This is a genomic window from Cupriavidus malaysiensis (assembly GCF_001854325.1).
Classification (GTDB): domain Bacteria; phylum Pseudomonadota; class Gammaproteobacteria; order Burkholderiales; family Burkholderiaceae; genus Cupriavidus; species Cupriavidus malaysiensis.
In genome coordinates this window covers 3,001,715-3,017,969 of record NZ_CP017755.1, presented here as the reverse complement: position 1 = coordinate 3,017,969, position 16,255 = coordinate 3,001,715, and the positions used below count along the sequence as shown (strand labels likewise).

Annotated in this window: 20 protein-coding genes; 18 read left to right on the top strand and 2 right to left on the bottom strand. The window is 69.8% G+C overall.

Features of this window, described 5'->3' with window-relative positions:
• Positions 1–114: 114 nt before the first annotated feature.
• The 18 genes from BKK80_RS32795 to BKK80_RS32710 all read left to right on the top strand — a co-directional run bounded on the left by BKK80_RS32795 (position 115) and on the right by BKK80_RS32710 (position 14,752).
• Positions 115–426 carry a hypothetical protein gene (locus tag BKK80_RS32795; RefSeq protein ID WP_071072856.1) on the top strand — a complete coding sequence of 104 codons (312 nt, stop codon included), beginning with the start codon at positions 115–117 and terminating at the stop codon, positions 424–426.
• A 72-nt stretch (positions 427–498) separates the two neighbouring features.
• Positions 499–1,434, top strand: coding sequence for a hypothetical protein (locus tag BKK80_RS32790; protein ID WP_071072854.1), 936 nt, complete (start codon positions 499–501; stop codon positions 1,432–1,434).
• Complete coding sequence (gene dnaB, locus BKK80_RS32785) at positions 1,431–2,813, top strand: replicative DNA helicase (RefSeq protein ID WP_071072852.1); 1,383 nt, start codon at positions 1,431–1,433, stop codon at positions 2,811–2,813. Before BKK80_RS32790 ends, dnaB begins: the two co-directional genes overlap by 4 nt.
• Before the next feature lie 90 nt (positions 2,814–2,903).
• Positions 2,904–3,440: a hypothetical protein gene (locus BKK80_RS32780; RefSeq protein WP_071072850.1), complete on the top strand. Its 537-nt coding sequence runs from the start codon at positions 2,904–2,906 to the stop codon at positions 3,438–3,440.
• Between the two features lie 252 nt (positions 3,441–3,692).
• Positions 3,693–4,097, top strand: a complete 405-nt coding sequence (locus BKK80_RS32775) for a phage tail terminator-like protein (RefSeq protein ID WP_071018155.1) — start codon at positions 3,693–3,695, stop codon at positions 4,095–4,097.
• Between the two features lie 74 nt (positions 4,098–4,171).
• The gene (locus tag BKK80_RS32770) at positions 4,172–5,380 is read left to right on the top strand and encodes a phage tail tube protein (protein WP_071072843.1); all 1,209 of its coding nucleotides are present in this window, start codon (positions 4,172–4,174) and stop codon (positions 5,378–5,380) included.
• 73 nt (positions 5,381–5,453) lie between these two features.
• On the top strand, positions 5,454–5,870 hold the full coding sequence (locus tag BKK80_RS32765; RefSeq protein WP_071018159.1) for a hypothetical protein: 417 nt from the start codon (positions 5,454–5,456) through the stop codon (positions 5,868–5,870).
• A gap of 11 nt (positions 5,871–5,881) precedes the next feature.
• A complete protein-coding gene (locus tag BKK80_RS32760; RefSeq protein ID WP_071018161.1) occupies positions 5,882–6,214 on the top strand; it encodes a phage tail assembly chaperone in 333 nt (110 codons plus the stop codon).
• A 2-nt stretch (positions 6,215–6,216) separates the two neighbouring features.
• Positions 6,217–7,572, top strand: a complete 1,356-nt coding sequence (locus tag BKK80_RS32755; RefSeq protein ID WP_071072841.1) for a phage tail tape measure C-terminal domain-containing protein — start codon at positions 6,217–6,219, stop codon at positions 7,570–7,572.
• A gap of 3 nt (positions 7,573–7,575) precedes the next feature.
• Complete coding sequence (locus BKK80_RS32750) at positions 7,576–8,199, top strand: hypothetical protein (protein WP_071072839.1); 624 nt, start codon at positions 7,576–7,578, stop codon at positions 8,197–8,199.
• The gene (locus BKK80_RS32745) at positions 8,196–8,747 is read left to right on the top strand and encodes a hypothetical protein (RefSeq protein WP_071072838.1); all 552 of its coding nucleotides are present in this window, start codon (positions 8,196–8,198) and stop codon (positions 8,745–8,747) included. Before BKK80_RS32750 ends, BKK80_RS32745 begins: the two co-directional genes overlap by 4 nt.
• Entirely contained in the window at positions 8,747–9,157 is a 411-nt protein-coding gene (locus BKK80_RS32740) for a DUF6950 family protein (protein ID WP_157903383.1), read from the top strand. The genes BKK80_RS32745 and BKK80_RS32740 overlap by 1 nt, the downstream gene beginning before the upstream one ends.
• A 75-nt stretch (positions 9,158–9,232) precedes the next feature.
• Complete coding sequence (locus tag BKK80_RS32735; RefSeq protein WP_157903382.1) at positions 9,233–12,370, top strand: phage tail protein; 3,138 nt, start codon at positions 9,233–9,235, stop codon at positions 12,368–12,370.
• Between the two features lie 15 nt (positions 12,371–12,385).
• Entirely contained in the window at positions 12,386–13,036 is a 651-nt protein-coding gene (locus BKK80_RS32730) for a phage tail protein (RefSeq protein ID WP_084545849.1), read from the top strand.
• Between the two features lie 22 nt (positions 13,037–13,058).
• On the top strand, positions 13,059–13,658 hold the full coding sequence (locus BKK80_RS32725; protein WP_071072832.1) for a tail fiber assembly protein: 600 nt from the start codon (positions 13,059–13,061) through the stop codon (positions 13,656–13,658).
• Between the two features lie 77 nt (positions 13,659–13,735).
• Positions 13,736–13,930, top strand: coding sequence for a hypothetical protein (locus BKK80_RS32720; protein WP_071072831.1), 195 nt, complete (start codon positions 13,736–13,738; stop codon positions 13,928–13,930).
• A 1-nt stretch (position 13,931) separates the two neighbouring features.
• The gene (locus BKK80_RS32715; protein ID WP_071018177.1) at positions 13,932–14,393 is read left to right on the top strand and encodes a lysozyme; all 462 of its coding nucleotides are present in this window, start codon (positions 13,932–13,934) and stop codon (positions 14,391–14,393) included.
• The gene (locus BKK80_RS32710) at positions 14,381–14,752 is read left to right on the top strand and encodes a hypothetical protein (RefSeq protein WP_071072828.1); all 372 of its coding nucleotides are present in this window, start codon (positions 14,381–14,383) and stop codon (positions 14,750–14,752) included. Before BKK80_RS32715 ends, BKK80_RS32710 begins: the two co-directional genes overlap by 13 nt.
• Positions 14,753–14,971: 219 nt before the next feature.
• On the opposite strand, the gene BKK80_RS32705 is transcribed toward BKK80_RS32710, so the two are convergent.
• Positions 14,972–15,268, bottom strand: coding sequence for a 2Fe-2S iron-sulfur cluster-binding protein (locus BKK80_RS32705; protein ID WP_071072826.1), 297 nt, complete (start codon positions 15,266–15,268; stop codon positions 14,972–14,974).
• Positions 15,269–15,278: 10 nt separating this feature from the next.
• The gene (locus tag BKK80_RS32700; protein ID WP_071018183.1) at positions 15,279–15,893 is read right to left on the bottom strand and encodes an IMPACT family protein; all 615 of its coding nucleotides are present in this window, start codon (positions 15,891–15,893) and stop codon (positions 15,279–15,281) included.
• Positions 15,894–16,255: the final 362 nt, after the last annotated feature.

Here is a 16,255-nt window from a genome sequence, read left to right as displayed (position 1 = left end):
GGTAATAGAATCGTCCGAAAGTGCATCCGACCCAACCCGGCCACGCGGCGCCGGGGCGGTCCGGCGGGCCGCGCGCGCAGTGCGGGCCTGCCCTTTCAACAGGAGGGAAGTGCCATGAACGATGCAAGGGAAGGGAAAGCGGAGGCCGGCGCAGCGATAGGCGACGCGGCCGCGAACACGGCGCCGGGCGCCGGTGGCGCAGCGGGTCTCAGCGCGCGCCAGCGCATGGTCATCGACTGCTTCGACGGCGGTGGCGTGCTGCTGACGCGCGAGGACATCGCCGCACGCACCCACCTGCGCCTGTCGTCGGTGTGCGGACGCGTGCGTGAGCTGCTCGACGCCGGCTACCTGCAGGTACGCGGCCTGCGGCGCTGCGCCGCCACCGGCAAGCCGCACGAACTGCTCGGGCGCAAGGGGGCGCGATGAAGGCGCCGCGGCACGGGCACGGCGCCCTGCGCGGGCTGGCCATGGCGTCCGGCATGGACGGGAAGGGCCGCCATGCGTGACTACGGCAAGATCAGCCCGCAGTTCTGGATGGGGCCGACCGGCAGGCGGCTGCGCGCGCACGGCGCACCCGCGCAACTGGTGGCGCTCTACCTGACCACCTGCCCGCATGCCAATATGCTCGGCCTCTATTACCTGCCGGTGATGTATATCGCGCACGAGACCGGCCTGGGCATGGATGCTGCGTCGGCGGGGCTGGCCGGCTGCATCGAGGCCGGCTTCTGCCGCTACGATCCGGCCACCGAAATGGTGTGGGTGTGCGAGATGGCCCACTACCAGATCGGCCGGGCGCTGAGCGCGGCCGACAAGCGCTGCGCCGGCGCGCAGAACGAGTACAACGCGCTGCCGGACAACCCCTTCCTGCTCCCCTTCTTCGACCAGTACCGCACCGATTTCCACCTGAGCCGGTGCCGCGGTGCGCCGGCACCGGGCGAAGCCCCTTGCCTGGCCCTTGCGAGCCATGAACAGGAGCAGGAGCAAGGGCATGAGCAGGACCAGGGGAAGGACCAGGGGAAGGACCAGGGGAAGGACCAGGAAAGGGGTAACCCTGGCGGGTTACCTGTGGCCACCGCTGCCGGCGAGGGGATTGCCGAAGCCACGCTACCTGCCGCGTCCGAGCGCGGCCGCGCCGACTGTCCGCACCGAGACATCGTCGCGCTCTACCACGAGCTGCTGCCGATGTGTCCGCGCATCCGCGACTGGACGCCGGCGCGGCAGGCACAACTGCGCGCGCGCTGGAGCGAGGACGCCGGGCGCCGCACGCTGGACTACTGGCGCCGCCTGTTCGCCTACATCGCCGAGAGCCGCTTCCTGACCGGCCGTGCGCCCAGCGCCGGCAAGCCGCCGTTCGTGGCCAGCCTCGACTGGATCGTCAAGGCCGAAAACTTCGCCAAGATCCGCGAGGGGCGCTACCACAAGGAGGCGGCATGAGCGCGCGCGACGTCGGCCTGGCGGCGGTGACGGCTGGCGCGGTGCCACACAGCATCGAGTCCGAGCAGGCCGTGCTGGGCGGGCTGCTGCTCGACAACGACGCGATCGATCGCGCCGGCTGGCTGCTGCCCGAGCATTTCTACCGCGCCGACCATGCGGCGATCTTCCGCCATATCGTCGCCCTGCTTGCCGATGGCGTCGGTGCCGACGCGGTCACTGTCTTCGAACGCCTGGCCGCGCACGGACTGGACGCCCACGCGGGCGGCCTGGCCTACTTGAATGCGCTGGCGCTGCAGACGCCGGGCAGTGCCAATATCGCGCGCTACGCGGCCACCGTGCGCGACCGCGCGCTCAAGCGGCAACTGCTGGCGGTGGCGTCGGACCTGCCGGCCCTGGTGGCAGGCGGCGAACCTGCGCGCGCCGTGCTTGATCGCGTGCAGGCACGGCTGGAAGCCCTGGCGCAGGAACGTACGATGGCGCGCCCGGTGCGCGCAAGCGAGGAGTTCGACGCCTGCCTGGGCGCGCTGCGCGAGCAGGCGGCCGGCGCGCACCAGGCGCTGGCAACGGGCTTTCGCGCGCTCGACACCAAGCTCGGCGGCGGCCTGCGCGCCGGCGAGCTGGTCATCGTGGCGGGGCGCCCGGCCATGGGCAAGACCGCTTTCGCGCTCAACGTGGCCTGCCACGCCGCGCGCGGCCACAGCGTGCTGGTGTTGTCGCTGGAGATGCCCAAGGCGCAGCTGCACCAGCGCAACCTAGCCATGCTGGCCGAGGTGCCGCTGCCGCGCCTGCGCCAGCCCGAGCAACTCGGCGACGAGGACTGGCGGCGCCTGGCGGCGGCGCGCAGCCGCGTGGCCGAGCTCGGCCTGTTCCTCGACGACCAGCCGGCGCTGTCGCTGGCCGACGTGCGTGCCAAGGCGCGCATGGTGCGCCGCCGCCACGGGCTCGACCTGCTGGTAATCGACTACCTCGGCTTGATGAGCGGTGGCGCCAGCGAGAACCGCAGCCAGGAAGTCGGCAGCTATTCGCGTGGGTTGAAGGCGCTGGCCAAGGAGCTGGGCATTCCGGTGATCGCGCTGGCGCAGCTCAACCGAAGTCTCGAGAGCCGGGCCAACAAGCGCCCGCTGATGGGCGACCTGCGCGATTCCGGCGAGCTGGAGCAGGACGCGGACATCATCCTTCTGCTCTACCGCGACGAGGTCTACCACCCGGAGTCGCCAGCGCGCGGCATGTGCGAGGTGCTGGTCGAGAAGCAGCGCCAGGGCGAGACCGGCAGCGTGCCGCTGGCCTACCACGGCGAGACCACGCGCTTCCTCGACGCACCGGCGGGATACCGCGCGCCGGCGCCGCGCCCCGCGCGGGCGATCCGCGAGGATCTATGAAGGACGCCATGCACGGCGCCCGCGCCAGGCGCGCGCGGGCGTTGCAACCGAAGCAGGGCCGAACCAAGGCCGATCACCACAGGAGCGATCATGAATATCGAAGACCGGCTGGACAACTGGGGCAGGGTGGTACGCGATCCGCGCTGGCAGCCGCAATGCTGCGCATCGTGGGCACGCGTGGCGACCGCGCTGCGCGATGCCGCCGAGCGGCAGGCCGCGATCCCGCTGCTGCCGCGCGACATCGAGGACGGCTGGAGGATCGAGCGCGCCTGGCAGCGCATCCAGGACCCGCTCGCCAAGCGCCTGCTGCAATACCACTATGTGCACCGCATGGAGGCCGAGATGGTGTGCCGCGTGCTGGTGCGCAAGTACGGCGCCGCGCCCAGCACGCTGCGCCACTGGGAGGCGCGCCTGGCCAAGGCTCAGCGCGTGATGATGCATGTGCTGTCGTTGGACGACGCGCGCCGGCAACTGGCGCGGCAGGTGGCACGGCAGTCGGTGCAACAGGCGGTGCAACAGACGGCGACACTGTCCGCACAGCCCGCACCGCATTTGCCTTCCTCGCCTTCCGCATTGCCCGCACGGCGCGTGCTCACGGTGCGCGCCGCGCCATGCGCGATGGCGTAAAAAAACACGGTGCAAAAGCTTGCGCGCTGTGCGGTTGTCCTCTAATCTGAACCCAGATTACTGATTGCCCAGCGCGGCGCACCGGTTCAGACCGAGACACAGCATCCCGATGGAGGGATGCCCGTGGCCGGACCGGAGCGCAGCGAATCCAGCCCGCCAGGCCAGCGCCTCGCGGGCTTTTTGCTTTGCTGCGCCGGCCATCGATGCATCCGTTCCGATTCCCATGCATTGCCTCGCAGGAGACCCCCCGAGATGAGTACCGTCGCCATCCGCAAGGCGCTCGAAGAACGCCTCAAGACCATGCAGCCCGCGCTGGCCACGGCCTGGGAGAACCAGCCGTTCACGCCCGCCGCCGGCGTGCCCTACCAGCGCGTGCTGATGACGCCCGCCACGCCGGAGAACGCCAGCTACGGCGCTGCCTTCCGCGAGGTCGGTCTCTACAAGGTCACGCTGTGCTATCCGCAGGACAGCGGCACGGCCGCCGTGCAGGCCCAGGCCGACGCGCTGCGCCAGTGGTTCGCCCGCGCCACCACGCTGCGTGCCGACGGCGTCGAGGTGATCGTGCGCACCACGCCGGCCATCGGTGCCGGCGCCATCGAGGGCGACCGCTACTGCGTGCCGGTCAGCATCGACTACCTGGCCAACCTGGGCGGCTGACGCCGCCCGCTCTCTTTCCACCTTGCCACCAGCCCCGCCGCGCGCGGGGTTTTTTCTTTTCCTGGAGCCTATCCATGCCGATTGCCAAGGGTTTGTACAAGCAACTGCGCTACAAGGCGCAAACCGGCCAGGGTGTCGCGGCCGGCTCGACCGGCGGCCAGATCCTGCGCCGCGTCACCTCTGACCTGTCGCTGGTGAAAGACAGCTACCAGTCGGAGGAGATCCGCGCCGACCAGCAGATCGCCGACTTCCGCCACGGCGTGCGCCGCGTCGAAGGCACCATCAAGGGCGAGCTGTCGCCCGGCACCTATGCCGACCTGATCGCCGCGGCGCTGCGGCGCGACTTCAGCGCCGGCGCGGTGGTGTCCGGCGCCAGCCTGACCGTGGCAGGCAGCGGCCCGGCCTATACGGTCACGCGCGCCGCCGGCTCCTTCCTCACCGACGGCATCAAGGCCGGCGACGTGGTGCGGCTCGCCGGCGGCTTCAACGCCGCCAATGCCGCCAAGAACCTGCTGGTGGTGTCGCTCACCGCCACCGTGCTCAACGTGCTGGTGCTCAATGGCAGCGCGCTGGTGGCGGAAGGCCCGATTGCCTCGGCCTCGGTCACGGTGCAGGGCAAGAAGACCTTCGTGCCGGCCAGCGGCCACACCGACAAGTACCTGACCTTCGAGCACTGGTACGCGGACATCAACCAGTCCGAGCAGTTCACCGACTGCAAGGTCGGCCAGCTCGACGTGAGCCTGCCCGCCACCGGCATGGCAACCATCTCGCCGCAGCTGCGCGGCATCGACATGAAGACCGGCACCGGCGCCTATTTCACCGCGCCTGCGGCCGAGACCGCTGCGGGCGTGGTGGCCGCCGTCAACGGCGTACTGCTGGTCGGGGGTGTGCAGGTGGGGCTGGTGACCGGCCTCAGCGTGTCGGTCAACGGCAATCTCAGCGGCGATCCGGTGGTGGGGCAGAACACCATGCCCGATTTCTTCCCCGGCCGGCTGGTGGTGACCGGCCAGTTCACCGCCTACTTCCAGGACGGCACGTTGCGCGATGCCTTCGTCGGCGAGGGCGAGGTCGGCATCGTGGCGGCGCTGACCACCAGCAATGCCGCCAATGCCGACTTCATCGCCTTCAACCTGCCGCGCGTGAAACTGAGCAGCGCCGCCAAGGACGACGGCGAGAAGGGCATCGTGCAGACCTTCAGTTTCCAGGCGCTGCTGAACACCGCCGGCGGCACCGGCACTGCCAGCGAGAAGACCACGCTGTCGGTGCAGGACTCGCTGGCCTGACAGTGGCCCCGGCGCGGCGGCGGCGCTTGTGCGCCGCCACCGCGCCTTCCTTCACTTTCCCCGGAGCAAGACCATGGAAACAAGCCAGGGCGCATCGTCGCGTCCGCTCGCCTCGCTCAACCTGGTGCGGGCCAGCGAGGCCGGCCACGAGTTCGAACTGAAGAATTCCGCCGGTGACGGCCTCGGCGTCTTCATCACCGTGCTGGGCGATCACTCGGACACGGTGATGGCCGCCAACCGCAAGCTGATCAACGAACGGCGCGAGCGTGCCTACGTCGCCGCCAAGAAGGGCGAGAAGATGGCGCCGGACCCGATCGAGGACGAGGAGGCGCGTGCCATCGAAGGCGCGGTGCTGCGCACGCTGGCCTGGCGCGGCATCGACGAACCCTGCACGCCGGACCACGCGCGCCTGCTGTACACCATCAACCCCGAGGCGCGCGGCCAGGTCTACGCGGCCGCGGCGGAGACCGCCAATTTTTTGGCGCGCTGACGGACGAGCTGGTGGCCTACGCCGAGCACCAGGCGGTGCTCGACGCGCGCCTGCCCGACGGCTCGTCCGTCCGCCACAACCTCGAGGCGGCCGCACGCCAGAGTGGCCGCGCCCTGCCTGAACTGGCGGGACCGGCGCTGCCGGCGGCCGGCCTGCAGCTGTGGACGTGGTTCGCGGACCTCAACGCGGCCCGCCGCGGCAGGCCCATGCCACAGCCGCTCACCTACTCCGACATCCACGCCTACTTCACCCTGCTCGGCCAGCGGCCGGCGCACTGGCAGCTCGACGCCATCCGCCGCCTCGACCGTGTGGTGATGGCGGCGGCGTACCAGCGCAAGGGATAACCATGCAAATCGCAACCCTGGGCATCGCCCTCGACAGTGCCGCGCTCAAGCGCGGCGAGGACGCGGTCGACCGCTTCGTGCGGGCGCTCGAGCGCGCCACCGGCAGCATCGCCAAGATGGCGGGCGACGGCGACAAGGCCGCCTCCGGGCTGGCCAAGACCGGTACCACCGCAACCGGCGCACAGAGCGCGCTCAAGCAGCACGAGGCGGCGGTCAACCGCGCCAAGCAGTCCACCGACGCGCTGGAGCGCGCCAACCGCGCCAGCGCCACCAGCCTCGGTGGACTGTTCCGGGAGTACGTGGTGGATCCGGCCCGCAGTGCGATGCAGAAGAAGGCGGGTAACAGCGGGGTCGAAGCCGGTTCAGTCCAGAACGGCGTCAAGGATGTCCTGACGGCCTTCGAGGACGCCATCGTCGACTACTCCAAGACCGGCAAGTTCAGTCTGCCGGCAGCGGGCAAGACCGCGTTGCAGTCGCTCGGCAAATCCGTCGGCAAAGTCGGGCTGTCCCAACTGGCCAAGGGGGGCGTCGGCCTGCTGGACTGGTTGTTCCCACAGCAGGAAGGCACTTCCACTCCCGGCGCAGGTTCCGGCGGTGCGCAGGATCAGCAAGGCGCCGCACAGGCTGCCCAAGAGGCGGCGGCCGGCAGCGCGGATGCCAGCGCTGCCACGACCGCGGAGGCCGGCGCCGGCGCCGGCGATAGCAAGACGAAGAAGGCCAGCATCAATACCTTCTCAGGCTGGCTCGGCGACGCGCAGAAGGGACTCGAAGACTACCTCGGCTCCGCTGGTGGCGTCGCCGGTGCGGTGGAGTCGCTCTTCTCCGACGCGTTCAGCAAGATGGGCGATGCCGTGGCGACTTTTGCTACCACCGGAAAGCTCGATTTTGGCGAGTTTGCCAAGTCGGTTATTGCAGATCTGATCAAGATCCAGGCGCGTGCAGCGATCTCCGGACTAGCGAAGATGGGCATTAGCCTCATCGGCAGCCTGATCGGTGGGGAAGCTGCCAGTACGGATATGGCTGGTACTCCCGTTGACATGAGCATGCCGGTTGGCACTCCGATACGTGCCAGCGGTGGCAACGTCGATGCCGGCCAGCCCTACCTGATCGGCGAACGCGGCCGCCCCGAGCTGTTCGTGCCCGACGTGGCAGGCCGCATCCTGCCCGACACGGCTCTGCCCGGCCAGGGAGACGTGTCTGGCGCCGCGCCGGCCATCACCTTCCACAACACCTACAACATCGACAGCCGCTCCGACCGCGCCGACGTGATCGCCGCGATCCAGCAGAGCCAGCAGCAGACCAAGGCCCAGATCCTCGAGAGCATCAACCGGGGCGGCCAGTTTTCCCAGAGACGATAAGCCATGGCCATCCTGACCTTTCCCGACGACCTCCTGCCGTCCGGCGCGATGTTCGGACTGCAGTCCAACACCGAGAGCTTCACCTCGCCGCTGAACCGGGCCACGCAGACGGTGGAGCGGCCCGGCGCGCTGTGGCGGGCGCGCCTGACCTTCTCCACGCTGAGCGAACCGCAGCAGCGCCGGCTCAAGGCGCTGCTGGCCGCGCTCAACGGCATGGCGGGCCGCCTCTACCTGTGGCCGCACGGCACACCCGCCGCCGCCATCGTCGCGGCGCGTCCGGAGCTGGCCGGCGCGGCAGCGCCGCAGGTCAACGGCGCGCTGAGCGACTTCCGCCTGCTGCCGTCGCGCTCCTGGCCGGCCGCCACGCTGGTGCTGCGCGCCGGCGAGTTCATCGCCGCCGGCGGCGAGCTCAAGCTCGTCACGGCGGACGTCACCAGCGACGCCGCCGGGCTGGCGCAGATCCCGGTGGCACCGCCGTTCCGGCGCGCGCCCGCCGACCGCTCCTCGATCGCGCTCGACAAGCCCAAGGCGCTGATGCGCCCGGCCAGCGATACCTGGGAGTTCGTCAGCACCGCGGCCTGGCGGCACGAGACCTTCGCGGTGGACTTCATCGAGGTGCCGGCATGACGCGCCCCCTCGACCAGGCCACCGCCGCGGCGGTACGCGCGGGCCACGTGCCCTATCTGTTCTTCGTGCAGATGGATTTCTCCCAGCCGCTGCGCGTGTGCAGCGCCGGCTACGACATCGAGTGGAACGGCGCCACGTGGCTGGGCATCGGCGCGCTGGGCGGCATCGAGCCGATCCAGGAGCAGGCCGGCCTCGAGGCCATCGGCGTGCGCCTCACGCTGGCGGGCGTGCCGCCCGAGCTGATCGCCATCACGCTGGCGGAGCAGTACCAGGGCAAGGCTTGCCAGATCTGGTTCGCGCCGCTGCGGGAGGATCTGCAACTGGCAGCTGCGCCCGTGCGCCTGTTCTCCGGCCGCATGGACACCATGAACACCGAGGTGGGCGAGACCGCCAAGGTCACGGTGTCGGCGGAATCGCGCATGGTCAGCTGGGAGCGCGCCAAGGTGCGCCGATACAACCACGAGGACCAGCAAGCCCGCTATCCCGGTGATCGCGGCTTCGAGTTCGTGGCGCAGATGGTGGAGAAGCAACTGACATGGGGACGCTGATGCCAAGACAGCAACGACAACAAGACTGGCCGAGCCGCCTGGCCGCCTTCATCGAAGCCCGCCGCGCGCGGGCTTTTTCGTGGGGAGAAAGCGATTGCTGCCTGTTCGTCTGCGACGGCATCGCGGCCATGACCGGCAGCGATCCCGGCGCGCGCTGGCGCGGCCTGTACCAGGGCGAGCGAGGCGCGCGCCGCGTGCTGCGCGACAACGGCGGGGTTGCCGGCATCGCCACCCAGGTACTGGGCGAGCCGGTCGCCCCCGCCCTGGCCGGGCGCGGCGACGTGGCGCTGATCGACACGCCGGAGGGCGAGGCACTGGCGCTTTGCGTGGGCGGCATGCTGGCCGCGCAGGGGCGCGAGGGCATCGTCTTTCATTCGATGGACGCGGCGAAGGCCGCTTGGCATGTATAGGGGGGAACTATGCCGGCAGCAGCAGCGGCAGCAGTAGCGGAGGCACTTGGCGCAGCGGTCTCGGCCGGGGCAGGCATGGCGACATTGGGCACGGCAATGGCGGCGGGGATCGGGGTGGCCGCGGCCTACGTGGCCACCTATGCCGTCGCTTCGCTGGCTTTAGCGATGGCCTTCAACGCCTTGATGGGCGCAGTGTTCAAGCCACGAACGACGAACAGTTTTACAGCCGAAGCCCAGGGCCGCACCCAGATCGTCCGCTCCAACGTCCAGCCCCGCAACCTGATCTACGGCAAGGCAATGACGTCCGGCCCGCTGGTGTTCGCGGCGAGCACGGATGGCGCGCACAAGAACCAGTACATGCATCTGGTCGTGGCGCTGGCCGATCATACCTGTGAGGCGATCGACGAAGTCTATCTCGGCGACCAGGCAGTGGGACCGCTCGACGGCAATGGCCAGCCGACGGGCGGCCGGTTCCGCAAGGTCTGGGGAGAGTCCCGCACCCGTTTCGTCGCGGTTCCGCCAGGCCATACGGCCTTCACGCTATCGACCGGCGTTCCGGTCCTGACCTTGCAGGTGGCCGTCGCCAAATGTGCGGATGGGCGCGATGTAGCGATCACGGATGTCTCGTGGAGCGAGGGCAGCGACTCAGTCACGGTGCGCGGGCTGCCCGACGATGCGGAAACGGTGGTGGTGACCTTCGAGGAGCGTCGGAGCAATGGCCTGGTGGTGGTGCACAAGCACCTGGGCTGGCCGGAGCAGGAGGCGGATCCTGACCTGGTCGCCATGGTGCCGGGCTGGTCGGCCGAGCACCGGCTGCGTGGCGTCTGCTATCTCTATGTGCGGCTGGAGTACGACGCCGATGTATTCCCGAACGGCCTGCCCAACATCAAGGCACTGGTGCGCGGCAAGCGCGTGTACGACCCTCGCGGTGGCACCGTCGCCTGGTCGGACAACTGGGCGCTCTGCGTCTACGACTACCTGTGCGACGAACGTGGGTTTTCCTGCGCTGCCGGCGATGTGGACCTCGCCACCGTGATGGCGGCGGCGAACGTCAGCGACGAGGCTGTGCGCCTGGCGGACGGCACCACCCAGCAGCGCTACCGTTGCAATGGCATCGTGATGCTGGACAAGTCGCCGCGCGACAACCTGACCGAGATGACCACCGCCGGTGCCGGTTCGGTAGTGATCTCCGGTGGAGTCTTCCGGGTCTTCGCCGGCGCTTACGACATTCCAACGATGACGCTGACGGAGGACGACCTGCGCGGGGCGATGAAGGTGCAGGCGCGCATGTCCCGGCGCGACCTCTTCAATGTGGTCAAGGGAACCTACGTGAACCCGGCCAACGGCTGGTTGCCGGGCGACTTCCCGGCGGTCAGCAATGCCTTGTATGCCGGGCAGGATGGCGAGAGCATCGAACGGGACATCGAGCTGCCGTTTACCACCGACGGCGTGATGGCGCAGCGCCTGGCCAAGATCATCCTCGAGCGCTCCCGGCAGGGAATCGTCGTCGAGTTTCCGGCAAAACTGAGCGCGTTCCGGTTGACCGCGTACAGCACGGTCAAGCTGTCGTCGGCCAAGTTCGGATGGGCCGAGAAGACCTTCCGGGTCATGTCGTGGAAGATGAGCGACGACGGTGGTGTCGACCTGGTGCTGAATGAAGAAGCACCTTCCGTCTATGACTGGAACGCCGGTGACGCCACCTCGTCGGATCCCGCGCCCGACACCAACCTGCCGAATCCCCTACTGGTCGAGCCGGTCGGGCAGATCCGCCTGGAGTCAGGCTCCGAGCAGTTGGTACTGAGCCAGACCGGGGTGGTGACCTCCCGCGTTCGGGTGATCTGGCCAGCGGCGCAGGATGCGCAGTTGCGGCAATCCGGTCGTGTGGAGCTGCAGTACAAGCGGGCTGACGCGCAAGACTGGACCAGTCTTGCGCCGCTGGCCGCCACCGCGACCAGCGGCTACCTGATGCCGGTCGAGGACGGCGCGCCTTATGTGGTGCGGGCGCGCTACGTCTCCGGCATCGGCGTGCGCAGCCCGGACTGGACCTATTCGCCCGTGCACGTGGTGGTGGGCAAGCTGGCGCCGCCGGAAGATGTCACCGGTTTTTCGCTGAGCGCGCTTAGCGGCAGTGCGCACCTCGTCTGGGACCCGGCGACCGACCTCGACGTGCGCAATGGCGGCCGGGCATCGATCCGGCATACCTCGAACCTGATGCAGCCCGAATGGGGCAGCGCGATCGACATCGGTGGCTATGTCGCCGGTGCCGCGAATTCGGCACAGCTGCCGCTTCTGACCGGCGTCTATCTGATCAAGTGGGTGGACTCGAGCGGGAACGAATCCGTGACGGCGTCCGAGGTGGCCACCACCGCTCCCAGCCTGCAGGGACTGAACGTGGTGGCGACGGTGTCGGAGCAGCCTGCCTTCGCTGGAGCCAAGGACAAGGTGATCTTCGACCGGGCGCTCGGCGGCATCAAGTTGATCGGCAATGGCCTGATCGACAGCCAGGGCCCGGTCGACGCGAGCGGATTGTGGGACGACGCCGGCCAGATCGACCGTCTCGGCGCCATCGATGCGGTCGTCGGTGCCGGCGGCTGGCCATGGGTGGATTCGCTCGGGGGTGTGGCGAGTTCGGGCAGCTACACCTTCGCCAATGCGCTGGACCTCGGGCGGATCGAGACATCGCGGCTGACGGCGACGATCGATGCCCTGGGGTTCGACACCGGCGACCTGTTCGATGTACGACCGGAGCCCCTGGATACCTGGCAGTCGATCGATGGCGATCGACTGAGCGATGCCGGGGTAACCCTGTTCGTGCGCCACACCCGCGACGATCCGGCCCGTACCCCCGCGTGGTCGCCCTGGGAGCGCTTCGCGGCCGGTGACTACGAGGCCCGGGCCTTTCAATGGCGCGCCGAACTGCGCAGTTTATCGAGTGCCCACAACGTGCTGGTCGCGGGCCTGACGGTCACCGTGGACATGCCCGACAGGATTGCCTATGGCCGCGGCGTGGTGTCGGCGGCGGGCGCGCAGGCGGTGGTTTTCGATCCGCCGTTCCATATCGTGCCCAAGGTCGGCATCACCGCCCAGAACATGGTGCAGGGCGACTACTTCACCATCAGCGCGCCGAACGAGCGCGGCTTTACCGTCAATTTCTACAACGCTGCCGGCGCAGCCATTTCCAGGCGTTTCGACTGGGATGCGGTCGGCTATTGACCTGGAGAGGAACACATGTCCCAACACGATATGATCATCGACAACCAGCCTGGTGCCGCGTTCCGGGCCGACCTGAATCAGGCGCTGGCCGCGATCGCGACGAACCAGTCCGGCTCCGTGGAGCCCAATCCGTCCTACCCCTACCAGTTCTGGGCCGACACCGCCAGCGGCACGCTCAAGATGCGCAATGCGGCAAACACGGCCTGGACCAAGCTCGGGCAACTGGGCGCAACCAACTTCGGGCTGGTCCTGCCCGGCACGATCGCCTATCACGCCAGGAATGCAGTGCCCGCCGGCTATCTGCGCTGCAATGGTGCCGCGGTATCGCGCACCGTCTACGCCGACCTGTTCGCTGAGGTCGGGACGACCTTCGGCAACGGCGATGGCTCGCAGACCTTCAACGTGCCGGACCTCCGCGGCGAGTTCCTGCGCGGCTGGGACGATGCGCGCGGCGTCGATGCCGGGCGCACGTTCGGTAGTGCCCAGGCGGACCTCTTCAAGCAGCACACCCACTCGGGCCTGCCCGGACAGGGCGTGGTACAGGGGCAGAACGGGACGGGCAACTACATGATCGTCTCCGACAACAGCTATGCCCCCATCGGCAGCACCGGCGGCACCGAAACCCGCCCCCGCAACATCGCCCTCCTCGCCTGCATCAAGTACTGACCCCAAGACAAGGAAGAACCTCATGGACATCCATAACTACCACCCGACCACCGGCGAATACCTCGGCCTGGGCGTGGCCGATCCGAGCCCGCTCGAGCCCGGCGTCCATATCGTGCCCGGCTATGCCACGCCGGTGCCGCCGCCGCGCGCGGCCGGCCGCGCCATCGCCGTCTACCGCGATGCGGCGGGCGGCGTGCCGCAGAACGCGGCGGACGGCGCCTGGACCGCGCAGCCCGACTACCGCGGGGTGCCGCTTTACCGCACGGCCGACGGCAGCCGCTTCGAGGCGGGCGCCGAGTACAGCGGCATCGGCGACCTGCCGCCTTTCCTCACCGACGAGCCGCGGCCAGGTCCCGCCCATGTGTGGCGCGACGAAGGCTGGCAGCTCGACGACGCGCTGGCCGCTCGGCTGCAAGCCGACGAGGCCGCGGCACGGCGCGACGGGCTGCTGGCCGAGGCCGAGCGGCGCATCGCGCCGCTGCTCGACGGCTTCCTGCTGGGCGAACTGACGGAGCCGGAGGTGGAGCGGCTCAGGTCCATGAGCCAGTACCGCAAGGCGCTGCGCGCCATCGATCCGGATGCGGCGCAGGTGAGCGCCTGGCCGCAGGCGCCCTGGGACTGAGCGCTGCGGCCGGTGCCGTTGGTGCCCGCGCGTGGTATCCATGCGCGGGTTTTTTCTTTTGTGCCGGAGGATTCCCGATGAACCAAGCCGACATGACAGTGGAGGCCGCCAAGGTCATGCCGGCCACCCCCGTGCCGATCATGACCTTCATGGGCTACGGCGTCGCCGACTGGGCCAGCGCGGTCACGCTGGGCTATGTGCTGCTGCTCGCCGCGCATTTCCTGTGGGTCAAGATCGGCCGCCCGTGGTGGCGCGCGCGGCGGGAGCGCTGAGATGGCGCTGCCGCAACGCGTGACGCTGGCGCTCGGCTCCGGCGCGCTGGCGCTGGCGGCGGCCGCCGTGGCGCTGTTCGAGGGCTACCGTCCGGCAGCCTACCTGGACCCGGTCGGCATCGCCACCATCTGCTACGGCCATACCGATGGCGTGCGCCTCGGGCAGCGGCGCAGCGAGGCGGAGTGCGAGGCGCTGCTGCGCGCGGACCTGGGCAAGGCGCTCGGCGCGGTCGACCGGCTGGTGGCGGTGCCCTTGCCGGAGACGCGCCGGGCGGCGCTGGCGTCCTTCGTCTACAACGTCGGGCCGGAGGCCTTCGCTGCCAGCACCTTGTTGCGCAAGCTCAACGCCGGCGACGTGGCCGGCGCCTGCGACGAGCTGCCGCGCTGGGTGCTGGCGCGCGGCCGCGTGCTGCCGGGCCTGGTCGAGCGGCGGCGGCAGGAGCGTGAGCTATGCCGGATGTAGGCGCATGGCGGCTGGCCGGGCTGGCCGGCGCCGGCCTGCTGCTGGGCGCGGCAGGCTGGACCGCCAATGGCTGGCGCCTGGAGGCCGTGCAGGCTGCGAGCGCGCTGGCTGCCAGCGGGGCGCAGGCGCGGCAGTCGGCGCAGGCGCTCGAGACCTTGCGCGCCAGCAGCGCTGCCATGCGTGCCGCGGCGGATGCCTACCGGCAGTCCCAGTCCGCGCTGGCGGCGCGGCTCGATCGTCTTGAGGAGGAACTCCAACGTGCCAGGCCCCTTCCCGTGGATTGCCGCCCTGATGCTGAGCGGATGCGCCTCCTGTCCGGCGCCGTCGACGCCACCCGCGCTGCCGCCGCCGCTCGATAGCGCGCTCGCGGCGCCGTGCCGCATTCCGGATGCCCCGACCATGGCCGACTACGACGCGTGGCAGGGGTGGATGATGCGCGAGGTGCTGGGCGCGCTGGCGGACTGCGCGGCGCGGCATGCGCGCACGGTGGCGGTGTGGCCGGGGTAGGGCCGGGGCAGGGCGTTGGCGCGGGCATACGCGCCAGGACGCCTTCTCCCGCAAATGCCTCCGCCGTCGCTTCAGAACGGCGTCGCCACCTCGATCACCACGTCGCCGCGCGGCAGCGCCACGCAGGCCAGGATCATGCCGTCTTCCTTCTCGTCCAGGCTGAGCCCGGGCCATGCGATGCGGTAGTCGACCGCGCCGGCGTGCAGCTTGCACATGCAGGTGCGGCAGGTGCCGTTGCGGCACGAGTGGGGCAGGGTGACGCCGGCCCGCAGCGCGGCTTCGAGCAGGGTCTGCCCCGTGGCCACCGGGAAGCGGGTGCCGGCGGGCTCCAGCGTGGCGGTGGCGGGATGCGGGGAGGGGGCGGACATGGCGGGTGGCTCAGGCGTCGTCATCGCCGGGCTGCTCGGGAAAGCTTGCGCGCCCGTGGGTGGCGTCGCGCAGGGCGGCGCGTGCGCGCTCGCGCTGTGCCGCGGGCAGGTGCAGGGTCAGCAGGGCGCGCGCGCCGTAGGCGCTGTCCGCCAGGCTGCAGCCGGCCTGTTCGGGCTGGTCCAGCCAGCGGCGCACGCGCGGTTCGTCGGCGTAGTCCACTTCCACGGCCAAGGTGGCGTAGGTGATCCGTTCGACACGTTCGGCCTGCTTGAGGGCGGCGGCAATGGCGTCGGTATAGGCCCGCACCAGGCCGCCGGCGCCCAGCTTGATGCCGCCGTAGTAGCGCACCACGGCGGCCAGCACGCCGTCGAGGTCGTGGTGGCGCAGCACTTCGAGGATCGGGCGGCCGGCGGTGCCCGAGGGTTCGCCGTCGTCGGACATGCCGGACTGTCCGCCGGCCAGCAGGGCCCAGCAGACGTGTGTGGCGGTGGGATGCAGTGCGCGCAGGCGCTGCAGTTCGGCCATGGCGGCGTCGCGGTCGGCGACGGGGATGGCCAGGGCGAGGAAGCGGCTCTTGCGGATGTCGAGCTCGGCCTCGACCGGGGCGGCTAGGGTGTACGTCATAGGCCGGACAGTGTAATGGCATTTGCCCGGGTGACCGCCAAGACGCCGGACATGGCTCGGTCGCCCTGCGGCGTCCGGCGCGCGCTTTCGGAGTGGCTGCGGGCGCACGCCACGTGGTTCCGAGTACAATCCGGCCGCCGCCCAGGCGGGATAGAAACTGTACTCTTGTGCCGTGGGCGGATGTGTGCGTACTGCGGGCAGCCGCTCCCTCTTACTCTTCCTTCCATCAACATTGCGCGCGGCCGGCAGCCCTCCCCACGGGCCCGGCGCCTCGCCACCATCGGAGCCCCCGCCGTGAAGGACGAAGCCAGGAAGAGAAGCAAGGCCATCCACCCCCCTGCCACCGGCAGCGGTCCCGATCC